This window comes from Streptomyces sp. Inha503 (assembly GCF_047215865.1).
GTDB classification, from domain to species: Bacteria; Actinomycetota; Actinomycetes; order Streptomycetales; family Streptomycetaceae; genus Streptomyces; species Streptomyces lycopersici.
Genome location: NZ_CP178360.1, coordinates 8,918,337 through 8,935,591 on the forward strand (window position 1 = coordinate 8,918,337; position 17,255 = coordinate 8,935,591).

At 72.0% G+C, this 17,255-nt stretch carries 16 protein-coding genes; 9 read left to right on the forward strand and 7 right to left on the reverse strand.

Features of this window, described 5'->3' with window-relative positions; all coding sequences use genetic code 11:
• Nucleotides 1-104 precede the first annotated feature (104 nt).
• Nucleotides 105-1,838, forward strand: a complete 1,734-nt coding sequence (locus tag ACJX2R_RS37795; protein ID WP_413103733.1) for a glycoside hydrolase family 6 protein — start codon at nucleotides 105-107, stop codon at nucleotides 1,836-1,838.
• 43 nt (nucleotides 1,839-1,881) lie between these two features.
• Here ACJX2R_RS37795 and ACJX2R_RS37800 read toward each other — a convergent pair whose 3' ends face one another.
• From ACJX2R_RS37800 to ACJX2R_RS37810, 3 genes are all read right to left on the reverse strand, one after another.
• Nucleotides 1,882-2,772, reverse strand: coding sequence for a phosphatidylinositol-specific phospholipase C (locus tag ACJX2R_RS37800; protein WP_413103734.1), 891 nt, complete (start codon nucleotides 2,770-2,772; stop codon nucleotides 1,882-1,884).
• Nucleotides 2,773-2,936: 164 nt separating this feature from the next.
• On the reverse strand, nucleotides 2,937-4,109 hold the full coding sequence (locus tag ACJX2R_RS37805) for a magnesium and cobalt transport protein CorA (protein WP_413103735.1): 1,173 nt from the start codon (nucleotides 4,107-4,109) through the stop codon (nucleotides 2,937-2,939).
• Nucleotides 4,110-4,248: 139 nt separating this feature from the next.
• Complete coding sequence (locus tag ACJX2R_RS37810; protein ID WP_413103736.1) at nucleotides 4,249-5,181, reverse strand: LuxR C-terminal-related transcriptional regulator; 933 nt, start codon at nucleotides 5,179-5,181, stop codon at nucleotides 4,249-4,251.
• A gap of 94 nt (nucleotides 5,182-5,275) precedes the next feature.
• Here ACJX2R_RS37810 and ACJX2R_RS37815 point away from each other — a divergent pair, with 94 nt between their 5' ends.
• Together ACJX2R_RS37815 and ACJX2R_RS37820 are read left to right on the forward strand one after the other, a co-directional pair.
• Entirely contained in the window at nucleotides 5,276-7,027 is a 1,752-nt protein-coding gene (locus ACJX2R_RS37815; RefSeq protein ID WP_413106039.1) for an AMP-binding protein, read from the forward strand.
• A 73-nt stretch (nucleotides 7,028-7,100) separates the two neighbouring features.
• Complete coding sequence (locus ACJX2R_RS37820) at nucleotides 7,101-8,825, forward strand: AMP-binding protein (RefSeq protein ID WP_413103737.1); 1,725 nt, start codon at nucleotides 7,101-7,103, stop codon at nucleotides 8,823-8,825.
• Nucleotides 8,826-8,900: 75 nt separating this feature from the next.
• Here the strand turns inward: ACJX2R_RS37820 and ACJX2R_RS37825 are convergent, their stop codons facing one another.
• Nucleotides 8,901-9,650 (reverse strand): neutral zinc metallopeptidase, encoded by a 750-nt coding sequence (locus tag ACJX2R_RS37825; RefSeq protein ID WP_413103738.1) that lies wholly within the window; start codon nucleotides 9,648-9,650, stop codon nucleotides 8,901-8,903.
• A gap of 64 nt (nucleotides 9,651-9,714) precedes the next feature.
• Nucleotides 9,715-10,419 (reverse strand): hypothetical protein, encoded by a 705-nt coding sequence (locus ACJX2R_RS37830; RefSeq protein ID WP_413103739.1) that lies wholly within the window; start codon nucleotides 10,417-10,419, stop codon nucleotides 9,715-9,717.
• Nucleotides 10,420-10,684: 265 nt separating this feature from the next.
• On the opposite strand from ACJX2R_RS37830, the gene ACJX2R_RS37835 reads away from it, so the two are divergent.
• The 6 genes from ACJX2R_RS37835 (at nucleotide 10,685) to ACJX2R_RS37860 (ending at nucleotide 14,638) form a co-directional block, all read left to right on the forward strand.
• Nucleotides 10,685-10,936 carry a hypothetical protein gene (locus ACJX2R_RS37835; RefSeq protein ID WP_413103740.1) on the forward strand — a complete coding sequence of 84 codons (252 nt, stop codon included), beginning with the start codon at nucleotides 10,685-10,687 and terminating at the stop codon, nucleotides 10,934-10,936.
• On the forward strand, nucleotides 10,933-11,304 hold the full coding sequence (locus ACJX2R_RS37840) for a helix-turn-helix domain-containing protein (RefSeq protein WP_037949321.1): 372 nt from the start codon (nucleotides 10,933-10,935) through the stop codon (nucleotides 11,302-11,304). Before ACJX2R_RS37835 ends, ACJX2R_RS37840 begins: the two co-directional genes overlap by 4 nt.
• Before the next feature lie 107 nt (nucleotides 11,305-11,411).
• Nucleotides 11,412-11,990: a 2-oxo-4-hydroxy-4-carboxy-5-ureidoimidazoline decarboxylase gene (uraD, locus tag ACJX2R_RS37845; RefSeq protein WP_413103741.1), complete on the forward strand. Its 579-nt coding sequence runs from the start codon at nucleotides 11,412-11,414 to the stop codon at nucleotides 11,988-11,990.
• Entirely contained in the window at nucleotides 11,990-12,328 is a 339-nt protein-coding gene (uraH, locus tag ACJX2R_RS37850) for a hydroxyisourate hydrolase (RefSeq protein ID WP_413103742.1), read from the forward strand. The genes uraD and uraH overlap by 1 nt, the downstream gene beginning before the upstream one ends.
• A gap of 5 nt (nucleotides 12,329-12,333) precedes the next feature.
• Complete coding sequence (gene pucL / locus ACJX2R_RS37855; RefSeq protein ID WP_413103743.1) at nucleotides 12,334-13,215, forward strand: factor-independent urate hydroxylase; 882 nt, start codon at nucleotides 12,334-12,336, stop codon at nucleotides 13,213-13,215.
• A gap of 52 nt (nucleotides 13,216-13,267) precedes the next feature.
• Complete coding sequence (locus tag ACJX2R_RS37860) at nucleotides 13,268-14,638, forward strand: 8-oxoguanine deaminase (protein WP_413103744.1); 1,371 nt, start codon at nucleotides 13,268-13,270, stop codon at nucleotides 14,636-14,638.
• A 183-nt stretch (nucleotides 14,639-14,821) separates the two neighbouring features.
• Here the strand turns inward: ACJX2R_RS37860 and aceB are convergent, their stop codons facing one another.
• A complete protein-coding gene (aceB, locus tag ACJX2R_RS37865; protein WP_413103745.1) occupies nucleotides 14,822-16,441 on the reverse strand; it encodes a malate synthase A in 1,620 nt (539 codons plus the stop codon).
• A gap of 184 nt (nucleotides 16,442-16,625) precedes the next feature.
• Nucleotides 16,626-17,234 carry a nucleotidyltransferase family protein gene (locus ACJX2R_RS37870; RefSeq protein ID WP_413103746.1) on the reverse strand — a complete coding sequence of 203 codons (609 nt, stop codon included), beginning with the start codon at nucleotides 17,232-17,234 and terminating at the stop codon, nucleotides 16,626-16,628.
• Nucleotides 17,235-17,255 lie beyond the last annotated feature (21 nt).

The following is a 17,255-nucleotide window of genomic DNA, read 5'->3' on the forward strand; positions in this document are numbered from 1 at the left end:
GAAAAACCCTCCGCCATCTGGCGGAAGGTTCATTTGCCGGGTGCCGGTTCCTGAGTGAGAGTCAGAAACCGACCTTGGTCCTGCCGCCCCCCTGGAGTGCGTACGTGCGTAAGAGACGCAAGATCCTCACCGTGTCGACGGCCGTCGTGGCCGCGGCCACCCTGCCCCTGTTGATCAGCCCCGTGGTGAGCGCGGCCGTGTCGGAGGACGACGACGAGTCCCCGCGCGTGGCCCGCCTCTACGCCCCGCCCCCCGACCGGGACTCCTACCGCCAGGTGGCCCGGCTCGCCTGGCGGGGCGACTTCCGTGACTCCGCCGGGCTCCTCGCCATGGTGCGGACGCCGCACGCGGTCTGGTACGGGGACGAGACCCCGGAGCAGGTCACGCGGCTGGTCCGCCGGACGACGCGGAGCGCGGGCTGGCAGGAGAGGCTGCCGGTCCTCGCCCTCTACAACATCCCGGGCCGTGACTGCGGCAGCTACTCGAGCGGGGGAGCCGACGGCCTCGCCGCGTACCAGGAGTGGATCGACGCGGTCGCCGAGGGCATCGGCGACCGTGAGGTGATGGTCGTCCTCGAACCCGATTCGCTGGCGCTGCTGCCTTCCGACTGCGCCGACGCGTCGAACGCCGAAGAGACCGCCGTCGAGGCGCAGCGGCCCGAGCAGACCGCCGCCGAGGAGTCGCCCGCCGCCGAGGAGTCGCCTGCCGTCAAGGAGTCGCCCGCCGTCGAGGCATCGCCCACCGAGCTGCCGCCGCTGCCCGACCCCGACGCCTCCACGGCCCCACCCGCCGCATCGGCCGCCTCCGGCGCCGACGAGGAGGCCGCGCAGTCCACCGACGCGCAGTCCACCGACGCGCAGTCCAATGGCGCGCAGTCCAACGGCGCGCAGTCGACGGACCCGAAGTCCACCGACCCGCAGTCCGCCGGCTCGCGCCCCGCCGCCTCCGAGCTCCTGGCGCCCATGCCCCCGGAGGCCCTGGAGGCCGCCGCCCCCGAGCCCGCCGCGTCCCAGAGCCCCGACCCCGAGCCCTCCGCCGAGCAGCCCGGCACCCTGCCCGAACTGCCCCCGCTGCCCACGCCCGACCCCGTGACCCCCGAGGACGCGAGCGACACCGGTGACCTGGACACGCCGGTGGTCGAGGACCCGGAGACCGCCGCCCGCTACTCCGAGATCAACTACGCGGTCGACGTCCTCAGCGCGCTCGGCAACGCGTCGGTGTACCTGGACGCGGGCCACTCCGGCTGGCACGCCGTCAGCAGCATCGTGCCCCGGCTGATCAAGGCCGGGATCGACCGCGCCACCGGCTTCGCCCTCAACGTCTCCCACTACCAGACCGACCAGGACAGCGCCTGGTACGGCCGGCTGGTCTCGTCCTGCCTCGCCTACGCCGACGAGGGCGGGGACCCCGAGGACTGCGCCGAGCAGAGCTGGTCGCGGCGGCACGCCCGCCGCTGGCTGCGCCACCACGTACCGGACGACCCGGCCCGTATGAAGCACTACGTCACCGACACCAGCCGCAACGGCCAGGGCCCCTGGACCCCGAGGGCCGCGACCCACCGGCACAGCGACGTGCAGTCATGGTGCAACCCGCCGGGCCGGGGCCTGGGCCGGCGCCCCACCACCCGTACCGGCGAGGCACTGCTGGACGCCGCGCTGTGGGTGAAGACGCCGGGCCAGTCGGACGGGCGCTGCCTGCGCGGCACCGACGGGCCCCTGGACCCGGTGCGCGGGACCGTCAACCCCGAGGCGGGGGAGTGGTTCCCGGAACAGGCGCTGGAGCTGGTGCGCTACGCGGATCCGGCGGTCAGCGTCTTCCGCCGGACCCACGGCCGCTGAGGCCCTGGGGCCGCTGACGCCCCGCGGCCGCTGATACCCCGGGTCAGCCCGCCGGATTGTGCCGGACGAGGGCGTCGACCAGGCCGGACGTGGTGTTCGGGAAGTCCATCGGGACGATCCCGAGCCCGGTCCAGCTCTGTGCCTCGGCGCCCTCCAGGAACGACTTCACCCGCGGGTTCAGCCGGTCCGCGTTGGAGCGGGGCGGCAGCAGGGCGGCGGTGGAGACGTAGTTGATGAAGAGCTTGCCGGGCTGGGCCGCCGCCTTGCGGAACTGCGCCTCGATCTTCGGGTACTTGCCGATCGGCTCCGCCATGTAGTCGTCCTGGATGTCGAAGAGCGCACCGTCTCCGTACCGCACCCCGGGCATGTTGTCCGAGTCGGCGAGCAGCACCACCCTGCCCCGGGCCTGGCCCAGGGTGGGGAGGGTGCCGTCCAGGCGGAACAGCGAGCGCCAGCCCTTGTCGTCCAGATAGATGTCGAAGATCCGGCGGAACTCCGCGGCGCTCTCCTCCGAGTACTCCTGCTTGACCCGCATCAGCACGGTCTCCGACGGATGCGCGGAGAGGAAGGAGCGGCAGGCGCCGAGTACGTCGTCGAAGTTGAGGTGCTGGTAGAAGGCGCCGTGGTGGATGGGGAAGGCGTTCTCGAAGGCGCGGCAGCGGATGTCCAGGAAGCGGATGCCACTGGCCAGCTGGTCGGCGATGGTGGTGTTCTGACACTCCGTCCACGGACCGCCGAAGCGGGCGCCGGAGTCATGGGTTCCGGGCAGGGTCAGCCGCTGGACCGGAGTGGCGTCGGCGATGGCCGACAGCCAGTCCTGGGCGGCGGTCGGCCGGGGCGGCGCGGCGGTGGCCGTCGCGGTACCGCCGACGGCGGTGACCAGCCCCGCGGTGGACAGTGCGGCCGCGCCCCTGAGGAACCCTCGCCGGTCCATGCGCCCACTCCCGTCGCTCGCCCGCCGGTGCCGTGCCGCACGGCATCGAAGCACAAACGGCATGGAGGGGCTACGGAAAGCGGCTGAATCAGCGGTTCATCGAGGGTTTCCCTAGAACCGCCGGACCGGGACCGGTCGGAGAGGTGTTACGCGTCGTTACGCCGTCAGAGCCAGTCGCGGCGCTTGAAGATGAGGTACAGGCTGACGCAGACCACTGCCATCAGCAGGATCGCGAACGGATAGCCCAGCACCCAGTGCAGCTCGGGCATATGGGTGAAGTTCATCCCGTAGATGGTGCCGACCAGGGTGGGGGCGAACAGGATGGCCGCCCATGCGGAGATCTTCTTGACCTCCTCGTTCTGCTCGAAGCCCGCCTCGGCCAGCGCCCGCATCTCGGCGTTCTGCTGCTGGGTCACCAGGGTGGCGTTGACCGCGAGGATGTCGGTGAGGGCGGAGCGGAAGCCGTCCACGCGCTCGCTGGTGTGGGTGACATGGTCGGCGACGTCCCGCAGATAGCGCTGGAGCTCCTCATCGGTGCCGTACTTGTCGAAGCCCGCCATCAGCCCGTGCAACATCCCGACCAGGGGCCGGGTGGCGCGCTGGAACTCCACCATCTCGCGGGAGAGCTCATAGATGCGCCGCGAGACCTCGGGGTCGCCGCGGAAGACCTCGGTCTCGATCTCGTCGATGTCGTTCTGCACCCCCGCCACGACGGGTGCGTAGCCGTCCACTGCCGCGTCGAGGATCGCGTACAGCACGGCCTCGGGGCCCAGCGCCAGCAGCTCGGGGGTGGACTCCATCCGGGCGCGCACCGCGGACAGGTCCGGGGCGGCGCCGTGCCGGACGGTGATGACGAAGTCGGGGCCCACGAAGACGTGCAGCTCGCCGAAGTCCACCTCCTCGGGCGCGTCGAGATAGCGGGCGGCGCGCAGCACCACGAAAAGGGTCTCGCCGTAGCGCTCCAGCTTGGGGCGCTGATGGGCCTCCATCGCGTCCTCGATGGCCAGCTTGTGCAGATCGAACTCCTCGGCGAGCGAGAGCAGCTCCGCCTCGCTCGGCCGGTACAGCCCGATCCACGCCATGGCGCCCGTCTCCTCGCGCAGCCGCCGGTAGGTGGCGGCGAGGGACCGGGGGGTGCCGACCCGGCGGCCGTCCCGGTACACGGCGGCGTCCACCACACTGCGCTCGTCGACCTCGGGCGGGGCCCCTTCGGCCGCGGCGGCGGGCGGCTCGCCGCGCGGCGGGCCCGGGGCGGGGCGGGGTGTGGCGTCGGCCCGGTTCGCCCCGGCGGGGCGCCGCCAGGGGTGGCGCTTCGTGGCGCGACGGCGCTCGGACATAGACGGGTCCTCACCTTGCACTGACCTCAGTGCAGGATATCGCCCCATATGGCCGGCGTGCGCCCTGGGAGGAGCGGCGGACTCCCCGCTCGGCCCCGGCCCTGTCCGCCGCAGGCGTACGCGTACCGCCGGACGGCCCCTACGGCAGCAGCCCCGCCCGGCGGGCCTCGACCACCGCGTGGAGACGGGTATGAGCCCCCAACTTGCGCATCGAGGACCGCAGATAGCTCTTGACCGTCTCCGGCCGCAACCCCAGCCGCTCCGCCGCCACCGAATTCGTCGCCCCCGACGCCACACACGCCAGTACGTCCACCTCGCGCGGCGACAGCTCCACCCCGCTCGGGCGCTCCCGCTCGTGGCCGCGCCCGGACGAGGCCCTGGCCAGCCGGCCACACGCGGTGAGTATCTCCGCCCGCAGCTGGGGGTCGGGCACCCGGTGCGCCAGGGCCCGCAGATCGCCATGGGCCTCGCGCACCTCCTCCCACACCGCCGGATCGGTCTCCTCCGTCGGCGGCGCCCACTGCGGCCGCCCCCGCAGCCGCCGCCGGCGCGCCTCGGCCAGCAGCCGCTGCGCCTCTTCCCGCGTGGCCAGCTCCTGCGCCAGTTCCTGTTCCAGCGCCCGTTCCAGTTCGCGGGCCGCCTCCACGGCCGAGCCCAGCGCCCGGTCGCCGAGCACCAGCGGCTGGCGCAGCGCGCCGTACAGCACCCCGCGCACCTGCCCGCGCACCACCACCGGCACCGCGAGCATCGAGCGCAGCCCCTCCGCGCCCACCGCCGCGTCGTATTCATGGCTGATCGCCCGCGAGGTGGGGTAGTCCGCCACCGAGATCGGCCGGGACGTGGTGAGGACCTTGCCGCCCAGGCCGTTGCCGGGTGTGATGGCCAGTCCCCGCAGGGAGTCGGTCGTGGTGCCGGTGAGTTCCGAGATCCGGAACTGCCGTGCGCCCGAGAAGAGCCCGCCGAACGCGACGGGCAGTCCACCGCGCCGGCGCATCCGCTGGAGCGCGCTCCGCATGTCGGCGGCCCTGCCCGATCCCGCCCCGTCCGATCCCGCCACGGCCACCTCCCGCATCCAGCGCCACCCCCGTCCGGGGGTAGTGAGACTCAGATCACCCGTCGCACGATGCTAGCGAGCGGTACGCCCTTCAGGAGGACAAGTGACAGCAATGAATCCGGCCCAGGACTTCCGCGCGGCACGGGACTTCCTGCTCGGCCACCGGGAGGACTACGCGGCGGCGTACGAGGGGTTCCGCTGGCCCCGCCCGGAGCGGTTCAACTGGGCCCTGGACTGGTTCGACGGGATCGCCGGGCGCGCCGGTGAGCGTACCGCCCTGCACATCGTGGAGGAGGACGGCAGCGAGATCCGGCTGACCTTCGAGGAGCTGCGCCGCCGCTCGAACCGGGCCGCGAACTGGCTGCGCGAGCGGGGCGTGCGGGCCGGTGACCGCATCGTGGTCATGCTCGGCAACCAGGCCGAGTTGTGGGAGACCGCGCTGGCCGCGATGAAGCTGCGCGCCGTCGTCATCCCCGCCACCCCGCTGCTCGGGCCGCTCGACCTCGCCGACCGCATCGAACGCGGCCGGGCGCGGCATGTGATCGTGCGGGCCGGGGACACCGGCAAGTTCGCGGACGTGGCCGGGGACTACACCCGGATCGCGGTCGGCGGCGCGCCCGAGGGCTGGCTCGCCTACGAGGACGCCGGGACCGCCGCCATCACGGCGGACGGCACGGCGGGCACGGCGACGGGCGCCACGGGCGACCGCGCCGGGGACGACGACCGCGCTGGGGACGACGAGGGCTTCACCCCCGACGGGCCCACCCTCGCCACCGACCCCCTGATGCTGTACTTCACCTCCGGCACCACCGCCCGCCCCAAGCTGGTCGAGCACACCCACATCTCATACCCCATCGGACATCTGTCGACGATGTACTGGATCGGGGTCGAACTGGGCGATGTCCACCTCAACATCTCCTCCCCCGGATGGGCCAAGCACGCCTGGTCCAATCTCTTCGCCCCCTGGAACGCCGAGGCCACCGTCTTCGTCCACAACTACACCCGGTTCGACGCCGCCCGGCTGATGGCCGAGATGGACCGCTGTGGCATCACCACCTTCTGCGCCCCGCCCACCGTCTGGCGGATGCTCATCCAGGCCGACCTCACCCAGCTGCGCACCCCGCCCCGGGAGGCCGTCGCCGCGGGTGAGCCGCTGAACCCCGAGGTCATCGAGCATGTGCGGCGCGCCTGGGGGGTCACGATCCGGGACGGCTTCGGCCAGACCGAGACCGCCGTTCAGGTGGCCAACACCCCCGGGCAGCCGCTCAAGCCGGGTTCGATGGGACGGCCCACCCCCGGCTTCCGGGTCGTCCTGCTCGATCCGGTCACCGGCCGGCCCGGTGAGGAGGGTGAGATCTGCCTCGACCTCACCGGCTCCGAGGGCCGCCCGGTCGGCCTGATGACCGGCTACGAGGGCGACGAGGAGCGCACCGCCGAGGCCACCGCGGACGGCTACTACCGCACCGGGGACATCGGTTCGCGCGACGCCGAGGGCTACATCACCTATATCGGCCGCGCCGACGACGTATTCAAGGCGTCCGACTACAAGATCTCCCCGTTCGAGCTGGAGAGCGCGCTGCTGGAGCACGAGGCGGTCGCCGAGGCCGCCGTCGTCCCGGCCCCCGACCCGGTGCGGCTCGCCGTACCGAAGGCGTACATCGTCCTCGCGGAGGGCTGGGAGCCCGGCCCGGACACGGCAAAGGCGCTGTTCGCGCACTCGCGGGCGGTGCTCGCGCCGTACAAGCGGATCCGCCGGCTGGAGTTCGCCGACCTGCCCAAGACGGTTTCCGGCAAGATTCGCCGGATCGAGCTGCGTGAACGCACGGCACACGGCGGCGGTATCGAGTTTCATGAGGAAATCTGATGACTGACGCTCATATGATGACCCACCCTCACGAACGTGAAGGCGTCCGTGACCGTGACACCAAGGAGCTGCCATGACCGACCTGACGTCCGACCCACCAAGCCCAGCCGGGCTCTCCTACGCCAGTGGAGTCGGTGACCTCCCACTGCTCGGCGACACCATCGGCGCCAACCTGGCCCGCGCCGTCGAGCTGTACGGCGAGCGCGACGCGCTCGTCGACATCCCCTCCGGCCGCCGCTGGACCTACGCCGAGTTCGGCCGGTCGGTGGAGGAGGTCGCGCTCGGGCTGATGGCCAAGGGGGTCGCCAAGGGCGACCGGGTCGGCATCTGGGCCGTCAACTGCCCCGAATGGGTGCTGATGCAGTACGCGACCGCCCGCATCGGCGCCATCATGGTCAATATCAACCCCGCATACCGCGTCCACGAGCTGCGGTATGTGCTCCAGCAGGCGGGCATCTCGGTCCTCGTCGCCTCCACCGAGCACAAGACCAGCGACTACCGCCGGATGGTCGAGCAGGTGCGCTCGGCCTGCTCCGCGCTGCGCGATGTCATCTACATCGGCGACCGGACCTGGGACATGCTGGTGCGCGCCGGGGCCGATGTCGCCCCCGGGCGGCTGGCCGAGCGCGAGGCCCGGATCGGCTGCGACGACGCGGTCAACATCCAGTACACCTCCGGCACCACCGGCTTCCCCAAGGGCGCCACCCTCTCCCACCACAGCATCCTCAACAACGGCTACTTCGTGGGGGAGACGGTCCGCTACACCGCCCAGGACCGGATCTGTGTGCCGGTGCCCTTCTACCACTGCTTCGGCATGGTGATGGGCAACCTCGCGGCCACCACCCACGGCGCCTGCGTGGTCATCCCCGCCCCCACCTTCGACGCCGTCGCCACTCTCTCCGCCGTCGAACGGGAGCGCTGCACCTCGCTGTACGGCGTGCCCACCATGTTCATCGCCGAGCTGGCCCTGCCGGACTTCGCCACCTTCGACCTCAGCTCGCTGCGCACCGGGATCATGGCCGGATCGCCCTGCCCGGTGGAGGTGATGCGGCGGGTGGTCGACGAGATGCACATGGAGGAGGTGTCCATCTGCTACGGCATGACCGAGACCTCACCGGTCTCCACCCAGACCCGGCCCGATGACGACCTCATGCGCCGCACCTCGACGGTCGGCCGGGTGCTGCCGCATGTCGAGGTCAAGATCGTTGACCCGGTGACCGGGGCGACCGTGCCCCACGGCACCCGCGGCGAGCTGTGCACCCGTGGCTACTCGGTGATGCTCGGCTACTGGCAGGAGCCCGAGCGGACCGCCGAGGCGATCGACTCGGCGCGCTGGATGCACACCGGCGACCTCGCGGTGATGGACGACGAGGGCTACGTCCAGATCGTGGGCCGGATCAAGGACATGATCGTCCGCGGTGGGGAGAACGTCTATCCGCGGGAGATCGAGGAGTTTCTGCACACCCACCCCAAGGTCGCGGATGTGCAGGTCGTCGGCGTACCGGACGAGAAATACGGCGAGGAGATCCTGGCCTGCGTCATCCTGCGCGAGGGCGCCAGGACCCTCACCCGCGACGAGCTCGCCCGCTTCTGCCGGGGCCGCCTCGCCCACTACAAGGTCCCCCGCTATCTGCGGCTCATGGACGCCTTCCCGATGACGGTCAGCGGCAAGGTCCGCAAGGTCGAGCTGCGTGAGGCGGCCGCCCGGGAGCTGCTGCCCGAGACCCGGTCCGAGGCCGATCCGGCCAGACCGGAAACGCTTGCCGAGCGGGCCGAGCCCCAGGCCGCGCCCAGCTGATGAGATGCGGGCCCCTCTACCACAGCAGGGGCCCACACCCCCGAGCCGGGAACGCCATGTGCCACCGGCCCGCGGTCACTGAACGCCGTTCGGCAGACAGGACTTCACCCCGGATCGCGCGCCGCGGCTGAAGTAGGAGACCCGCTGGGAGGCGTCGCCGTGGTCGGAGACATCGGTCCACGGGGTCCGGTCGGCGAGCGCGGTCAGGGCGTCCGCCAGCTCCTCGGTGTCGCCGTCCTCGAAGGTGAGCGTCCCGTCCTGCGCGGCGCCGAAGAGGACCGCCCCAGCCAGGCAGTCGGCCTGGAGCTCCCGGGCCAGATCCACCAGCCCCGCGTCCAGCCGGTTCTGGACCGCGTGGCCCCACTCATGGGCGATCACCAGATAGACCCAGGCGTCGCCCCGCGCATGACCCCAGCGCATCAGATCCATGTCCCACGCTATGTAGTCGCCGTCCGGGCAGTACACGGCGTTGTCGTCCGGTAGGGGCGCGTCGCCGCACACCGGAGTGCCGGGGGTGTCGCCGTCGTAGGCCCCCGTGACCCGGGGCGGGCCGTAGCCGCCGGTGAACAGCTGGGACCAGTGGGTCTGCCAGTAGGTGTTGGTGACGGAGACCGCCGCCTGGATGTCCTCCTCCACGCTGCCTCCACCGTCGGGTCCCGCGCTGCCGGTCGGCGGTGCGGGCGTGCCGGACGGCGGTCCGGGCGCGGGCGAGGAGCTCTCCACCGGGCGCGGGGGCACATCGTCGCCCCCGCATCCGGTCACCAGGAGGAGGATCAGGGCGGCGCCGAGAGCGGCCCATGACCTCGGGTACCACGGAACAGCCATCGTTCGGCCTCCGGCCGGTCGAGCGGATGGGACGGATGAACGGTGGAGGGCGGTCCCTCGGTGGTCAGCCGTCCGGCGGGCCCATCCGGATCAGTACGTCCGCCGGGTCGTTGACGGGCTGCGGGGTACCGGTGAGATCCATGATGAACAGCGGCAGATGCAGCGCGTCGGCGCGCGCCCGCGCCTCCCGCCCATAGCCCGCCAGCGAGAAGAAGACGCTCATCGCCGACTTGTGGAGCCCGTTCAGCCACAGGCACTCGATGTCCCGCAGCCCGGTGGGGCGGGTGGTCGGATCGACCTGGGCGACCACGCCCGTCCCGTAGAGGTCCACGCCGGAGGCGGCCCGGTCCTCCGAGGCCCGCAGGCTGTGGAAGCCGAGCCACTTCAGATACTGCGCGGCGGCGGTGACCGCGTCCCGTGCGGTACGGATCGTGACCGGCCGGAAGGCCGGGCGCCGCACCGCCGGGCCACCGGGCCCGGCCGCCGCGCCCGGACCGGCCGCGGGCGGCGCGGCGGCTACGGGCACGCGGACCACCGCGCCGCAGTCGCAGCCGAGCTCCGGCCGCGGCCAGTGGCCCTGGCGGCCGCAGGACGGGCAGTTCACCGCCACCCAGAGGTTCTCCCAGGTGCGGTGGGAGAGCTCCTCCGGGCTGCCGTCGCGGAGGACGGGGAGGGGGACCGGGGTGCCGCACGCACAGGGGAAGGCGGGCGGCGTGAACGACTGCTCGCGACGGCACGCGGGGCAGCGCACCGGCACGTTGTCTGTCATCGGGGCACTCCGTGGGCGGAAGGCGGAAGGCGGAAGGCGGATGCGGTATCGGTCCATGCTCCCCGAAGCGGGCGGCCGCGGGGAGGGACTTGGGCGTTCTGTCCCCCGTAGTGGGGGCGCCGTGTTAGGGCCGGTCGTCAAAGGGGGCGCCCTGCTCCCTACGCCTCGCACGGCGTCCCCAGCTACCGCTGAGAGGTGCCCCCTGCTCGCGGCCGGACGCCCCCTTTGACGACAGACCCTGGGCGGGACGCAGTAGGTTGGCGGCGTGAGATTGAGGGTTGAGTTCACCACCGAGCCGTTCGACCTCGACGAGGTGCCGCCGCACGCCGTGACCGCCCGCGAGACCGTCCAGGCCGCCCCGCTGGACACCGTGGACGTCGGCCCCTTCGGCAACACCGCCGAGGGCGGGGCGGAGGCGGTGCTGGAGGCCGTCGACCGGCTGCTGCGCGGCTCCCTCGAAGCCGGGGCCACCCGGATCTCGCTCCAGGTCAGCGTCCTCGGGGAGGCCGAGGCGTGAGCGTACCGGCCGACCACCCCTTCGCCGCCGCGGTGAAGCCGCTCGTCGACGCCATGGGCGGCGAGATGATCGCCCCGGACCGGGCCCGGGGCGACGATGTGGTGCTCTCCTGGGAGGGCCGTCCGGTGGTCGCCGTAAGGCTGCCGCATCTGTCGGACTCGCTCGACCGCATCCTCGCCGACCTCCAGCGCCGCCACGGCGTACCGCTCTCGGCCCTGGACCGCAAGACCAAGCAGTCCGTGGTCCGCCAGCTCGAGCAGCGCGGCGCGTTCTCGGTGCGCCATGGGGTCGAGACGGTCGCCGGTGCCCTCGGGGTGAGCCGCTTCACCGTCTACAACTACCTCAACCGCGAGAAGGGCGGGGACTGACCGCGCCCCGTCCGCGAGCCCCCTCGCCGGCCGGCCGCGCACTCCCGTTACCCAGAGTTTTCAACAAACTGTTGACGTTATGCGCGGAAGCCTCCTAGCTTGCGAGAGTGACTTCCAGTGCACCGCCGGGGCTGGCCCGGTTCAACGCGGTGGACGGCCGGGACGCCGCCGCGACGCTGCGCGAGGTGTGCGCCAGCCGGGCCTGGGGTGCGGCGGTGGCGGCCGGGCGGCCGTACGCCACGGTCGGGGAACTGCTCGACGCCGCCGACGCGGCCATGGCCGGGCTGACCGCCGCCGATCTGGCCGAGGCGATGGCCGCGCATCCGCCCATCGGACGGCCGGCGCCGGGCGACACCGCCTCGGCGCGGGAGCAGAGCGGGGTACGGGACGCGGAGCGCGCGGAGCTGCTGGAGCTGAACCTCGCGTACCAGGAGCGCCACGGCCATGTCTTCCTGATCTGCGCCACCGGCCGCACCGGCGAGGAGATGCTGGCCGCGCTGCGCGAGCGTATCCAGCATGACGCCGACACCGAGCGCGAGATCGTCCGCACCGAACTGGGAAAGATCAATCGCATCCGGCTGACCCGGTTGACGGAAACGCTGACGGACACCCGGGCGGAAACCCGCGCGGAATCCCGGGCGGAAACCCTGGAGGCCCCGCGGGCCCCGGCGGAAGGAGAGCGGTGATGGCGAGCGGTACCACCTCGGTGTCCACCCACATCCTGGACACCAGCATCGGCCGCCCCGCCGTGGGCGTGGTCGTCGAGCTGTCCGTCCGCTCGGGGCCAGGCGCGGAGTGGACGGCGCACGCCGACTCGCTCACCGACGCCGACGGGCGGTGCGGGGACCTGCCCGCGCTCCCCGAGGGCACCACCCACGCACGGCTGCGCTTCGAGACCGGGCCGTATCTGACCCACGCCTTCTTCCCGGAGGTCGCGGTGGCCTTCGCCGTCGAGCCGGGTGAGCACTACCACGTACCGCTGCTGCTCACCCCGTTCGGCTACTCCGTCTACCGAGGGAGCTAGCACCGATGCCCACGCTCGGCCCGAACAGTTACGGCAAAGCCGAAACCCGCGTCGTCCGGGTGGTGCGCGACGGCGCCGTGCACCACCTGAAGGACCTCAATGTCTCGGTGGCGCTCTCCGGTGAGATGGACGAGGTCCACCTCTCCGGCAGCAACGCCAACGTCCTGCCGACCGACACCACCAAGAACACCGTGTACGCCTTCGCCAAGGAGCACGGCATCGACGCGGCCGAGGAGTTCGGCATCCGGCTGGCCCGCCACTTCGTCACCAGCCAGGAGCCCATCCACCGCGCCCGCGTCCGCGTCGAGGAGTACGCCTGGGAGCGGATCGGGACGGCCGGGAGCGCCGAGCACTCCTTCGTCCGCCGCGGCCAGGAGGTCCGCACCGCCCAGATCACCTTCGACGGCGAGCGCTGGGAGGTGGTCTCCGGGCTCACCGGCCTCACCGTCCTGAACACCACGGACTCCGAGTTCTGGGGCTATGTGAAGGACCGGTACACCACGCTCCCGGAGGCGCGCGACCGCATCCTCGCCACCGATGTGCACGCCCGCTGGCGCTACGGCTGGAGCGAGGACGCCCGGCCGATGCCGGACTGGGACCACGCCCACGCCGAGGCGCGCGGCCATCTGCTGAGCGCGTTCGCCGAGACCTACTCGTTCTCGCTCCAGCAGACGCTCTATCAGATGGGCGCGCGGGTGATCGAGCACCGCCCCGAGATCGACGAGATACGCCTCTCGCTGCCCAACAAGCATCACTTCCTGGTCGATCTGGAACCCTTCGGACTCACCAACGACAACAAGGTCTACTTCGCTGCCGACCGGCCGTACGGACTCATCGAGGCCACCGTGTTGCGGGACGGCGCCGAGCCCCGGATCCCCACCGACTGACCGCTCGTCCGACAGATCCCCACCGACCGATACGACGGGAGGGCCACGCTCCGTGAACCGCATCGTCATCGAGAACTGCGCCGTCGCCACCGTGGACGCCCACGACACCGAGTACGCCTCCGGCCATGTCGTCGTGGCGGGCCACCGCATCGAGTCGGTGGGCGAGGGGCCCGCGCCGGAGGGTCTCGAGGGCGTCGTCCGCCGGGTCGACGGCACGGGGCATCTGGTGACCCCTGGCCTGGTCAACACCCATCACCACTTCTACCAGTGGCTCACCCGCGGCCTGGCCCAGGACAGCAACCTCTTCGACTGGCTGGTCGCGCTCTACCCCGTCTGGGCGCGGATCGACGAGCCGATGGTCCACGCGGCGGCCCGTGGCTCGCTCGCGATGATGGTGCGCGGCGGGGTCACCACCGCCATGGACCACCACTACGTCTTTCCGCGCGGCAGCGGCGATCTGCTGGGCGCCGAGATCCGCGCGGCGCGCGAGCTGGGGGTGCGGTTCACCGCCGCCCGCGGCTCCATGGACCTCGGCACCTCCGACGGCGGACTGCCGCCGGACTTCGCCGTGGAGTCCATGGAGGACGCGCTGGCCGCCACCGAGGCGGCCATCGACACCCACCACGACCCGGCCTTCGACGCCATGCTGCGGATCGTGGTGGCGCCCTGCTCGCCCTTCTCCGTCACCACCGAACTGCTCCGCGAGTCCGCGGCGCTGGCCCGCCGCAAGGGCGTACGGCTGCACACCCACGGCTCGGAGACGGTGGAGGAGGAGAAGTTCTGCCATGAGCGGTTCGGGATGGGGCCGACCGACTACTTCGAGTCCACCGGCTGGCTGGGCGCGGACGTGTGGATGGCCCACTGCGTCCATATGAGCGACACCGACATCCAGGCGTTCGCCCGGACCGGCACCGGGGTCGCCCACTGCCCCTCGTCCAACGCCCGGCTCGCCGCCGGGATCGCCCGCGTCCCCGATCTGCTCGCCGCGGGCGTGCCGGTGGGCCTCGGCGTGGACGGCACCGCCTCCAACGAATCCGGTGAGCTCCACACCGAACTGCGCAACGCGCTGCTGATCAACCGGCTCGGCGGCCACCGCGAGAGCGCGCTGAACGTCCGTCAGGCGCTGCGCCTCGGCACCCACGGTGGTGCGCGGGTGCTCGGCCGCCAGGAGGAGATCGGCTCGCTGGAGCCGGGCAAACTGGCCGACCTGGTGCTGTGGAAGCTGGACGGCCTCGGCCACTCGTCCATCGCCGACCCCGTGGCGGCGCTCGTCCTCGGCGCCCCGGCCCCGGTGACGCTGTCCCTGGTGAACGGCGCCCCGGTGGTGGAGTCGGGCCGGCTGCTCACGGTGGACGAGGACCAGATCGCGCGGGAGGCCCGCACCGAGGCCCGGCGCCTGGCCCGTATCGCGGAAGAAGGCTGAACGCCGCGGCCGATACATCGAATGGGTTGCCGGGGCAGCCGCCTTTGCAGCTGCTGTGGCCCAGCCCCAGCGTGCCCCGGCAGATCGTGCCGCGCGCCCAGCCCTGCACGCCGTAGCGACCGCCAGGGCCCCGGACCGCATCGGTGGCCGTCCGGGGCCCCTCTGCCGCGTGAAAGAGCCGCGTCAGTCCAGCAGTTCGTACGCGGGCAGCGTCAGGAACTCGGTGTAGTTCTCGTCCAGCGCGACCCTCAGCAGCAGATCGTGCGCCTGGCCCCACCTGCCCGCGGCGAAGGCGTCCTCGCCGACCTCCTCGCGGATCGCCGCCAGCTCCTCGGCGGCGACCTTACGGACGCGATCGGCGGTGGCCTTCTCGCCGTTCTCGAAGACGATCCCCGCGTTGACCCACTGCCAGATCTGGGAGCGGGAGATCTCGGCGGTGGCCGCGTCCTCCATCAGGTTGAAGATCGCGACGGCGCCGAGGCCGCGCAGCCACGCCTCGATATAGCGGATGCCGACCTGGACGGCGTTGCGCAGCCCCTGCTGGGTGGGGGTGGCGTCGAGCGAGGCGATGTCGATCAGCTCGGCCGCGGTGACCTGGACGTCCTCGCGCAGCCGCTCCTTCTGGTGCGGCCGGTCGCCGAGGACCGCGTCGAAGGAGGCGCGGGCCACCGGGACCAGATCGGGGTGGGCGACCCAGGAGCCGTCGAAGCCGTCACCGGCCTCACGGTCCTTGTCGGCCTTGACCTTGTCGAACGCGACGGCGTTGACCTCGGGGTCGCGCCGCGAGGGGATGAAGGCCGCCATGCCGCCGATCGCGTGCGCGCCGCGCTTGTGGCAGGTGCGGACGAGCAGTTCGGTGTAGGCGCGCATGAACGGGGCGGTCATCGTGACCGCGTTGCGGTCCGGCAGGACGAAACCGGGGCCGCCGTCGCGGAAGTTCTTCACGATCGAGAAGAGGTAGTCCCAGCGGCCCGCGTTGAGCCCGGAGGCGTGGTCGCGGAGCTCGTAGAGGATCTCGTCCATCTCGTACGCCGCCGTGATCGTCTCGATCAGAACGGTGGCGCGGATCGTCCCTTGCGGAATGGAGAGGTGGTCCTGCGCGAAGACGAAGACGTCGTTCCAGAGGCGGGCCTCCAGGTGGGACTCGGTCTTGGGGAGGTAGAAGTACGGCCCCTTGCCCATCGTGAGCAGACGGCGGGCGTTGTGGAAGAAGTACAGCCCGAAGTCCACGAGGGCGCCGGGGACGGGGCGGCCGTCGGCGTCGCGCAGATGGCGCTCGTCGAGGTGCCAGCCGCGCGGCCGGGTGACGACGGTGGCCAGCGTGTCGTCGGGCCGCAGCGCGTAGCTCTTGCCCTCGGGGGAGGTGAAGTCGATCCGGCGCTCATAGGCGTCGATCAGATTCAGCTGGCCGCCGATCACATTCGCCCATGTCGGGGCGGAGGCGTCCTCGAAGTCGGCGAGCCAGACCTTGGCGCCCGAGTTGAGGGCGTTGATGGTCATCTTGCGGTCGGTGGGGCCGGTGATCTCCACCCGGCGGTCCTCGAGCGCGGGCGGGGCCGGGGCGACGCGCCAGTCCGGGTCGTCCCGGATGTGGGCGGTCTCCGGGAGGAAGTCCAGGGTGCTGGTGCGGGCGATCTCGGCGCGGCGCTCGGCGCGGCGCGCGAGCAGCTCGTCCCGGCGCGGGGTGAAGCGGTGGTGGAGCTCGGCCAGGAAGGCCAGGGCCGCGTCGGTCAGCACCTCTCCCTGACGCTCCAGCGGTTCGGCGTCGACGATGGCCAGCGGGGACGGCGCTGGTGCGGACATGGGCGGTCACTCCTTGGGCGAGTCTCGGCTGGACCCTCGCGGTACCTCTGCTTTGTGGATAGTAAGTTTCTCATGGTGGAAGTTCAATATTCTGTTGAACCGTTGGTGGGGGCTCGATGGTCTGTTGAACCGCTGATGGAGGTTCGATGTTCTGTTGAATCGCCGCCTTGCCCGTGGGCGCCCCTCACTCCAGCAGCGTCAAGTCCTCGGGGGTGTCGATGTCGTCCGTACGGGCGATATCCGAGCAGTCGACGAGCGTGATCGCGGACTGATGTGCCCGCAGATAGGCGCGTGCCCCCCGGTCGCCCACCGCACTCGCGGCGATATCCGCCCACCGGTCCGCGCCGAACAGCACCGGATGCCCCCGCTCCGCGCCGTACGCGGCGGCGGCCAAGGAGGACGGCGAGCGGTACGCGGCCACCACCCGCGCCACGGCCTCGGCGCCGATCCCCGGCTGGTCCACCAGCGCGACCAGCGCCGCGTTGGCGCCCGTACCGGACAGCGAGGCGAGCCCGGCCCGCAGCGAAGAGCCCATGCCCTCCTCCCAGTCGGGGTTGTCCACCAGGGCGAACCCCTCCAGCCGCGCCCGCGCCCGTACGGTCCCGGCCGCGGCGCCCAGCACGATGTGCACCGGGGCGCAGCCGCCCTCCCGCAGCGCGTGCGCGGCGCGCTCCACCAACGGCCGCCCCCGATGCGTCAAAAGGGCCTTGGGCCGCCCGCCCAGCCGCCGGCCGCCCCCGGCCGCCAGTACGATCCCGGCGACCTGCGCGGAGTCCTCCGTCGTACGTTCCATGGGCCCTGCTTACCGCACATC

Bases quoted from the DNA above. Each gene is read 5' to 3' on its own strand.
- ACJX2R_RS37800 (WP_413103734.1), bottom strand. From the start codon at position 2,772: ATGGACCGGCGAGGGTTCCTCAGGGGCGCGGCCGCACTGTCCACCGCG.
- ACJX2R_RS37805 (WP_413103735.1), bottom strand. From the start codon at position 4,109: ATGTCCGAGCGCCGTCGCGCCACGAAGCGCCACCCCTGGCGGCGCCCC.
- ACJX2R_RS37810 (WP_413103736.1), bottom strand. From the start codon at position 5,181: ATGCGGGAGGTGGCCGTGGCGGGATCGGACGGGGCGGGATCGGGCAGG.
- ACJX2R_RS37815 (WP_413106039.1), top strand. From the start codon at position 5,276: ATGAATCCGGCCCAGGACTTCCGCGCGGCACGGGACTTCCTGCTCGGC.
- ACJX2R_RS37820 (WP_413103737.1), top strand. From the start codon at position 7,101: ATGACCGACCTGACGTCCGACCCACCAAGCCCAGCCGGGCTCTCCTAC.
- ACJX2R_RS37825 (WP_413103738.1), bottom strand. From the start codon at position 9,650: ATGGCTGTTCCGTGGTACCCGAGGTCATGGGCCGCTCTCGGCGCCGCC.
- ACJX2R_RS37830 (WP_413103739.1), bottom strand. From the start codon at position 10,419: ATGACAGACAACGTGCCGGTGCGCTGCCCCGCGTGCCGTCGCGAGCAG.
- uraH (WP_413103742.1), top strand. From the start codon at position 11,990: ATGGCGAGCGGTACCACCTCGGTGTCCACCCACATCCTGGACACCAGC.
- pucL (WP_413103743.1), top strand. From the start codon at position 12,334: ATGCCCACGCTCGGCCCGAACAGTTACGGCAAAGCCGAAACCCGCGTC.
- aceB (WP_413103745.1), bottom strand. From the start codon at position 16,441: ATGTCCGCACCAGCGCCGTCCCCGCTGGCCATCGTCGACGCCGAACCG.
- ACJX2R_RS37870 (WP_413103746.1), bottom strand. From the start codon at position 17,234: ATGGAACGTACGACGGAGGACTCCGCGCAGGTCGCCGGGATCGTACTG.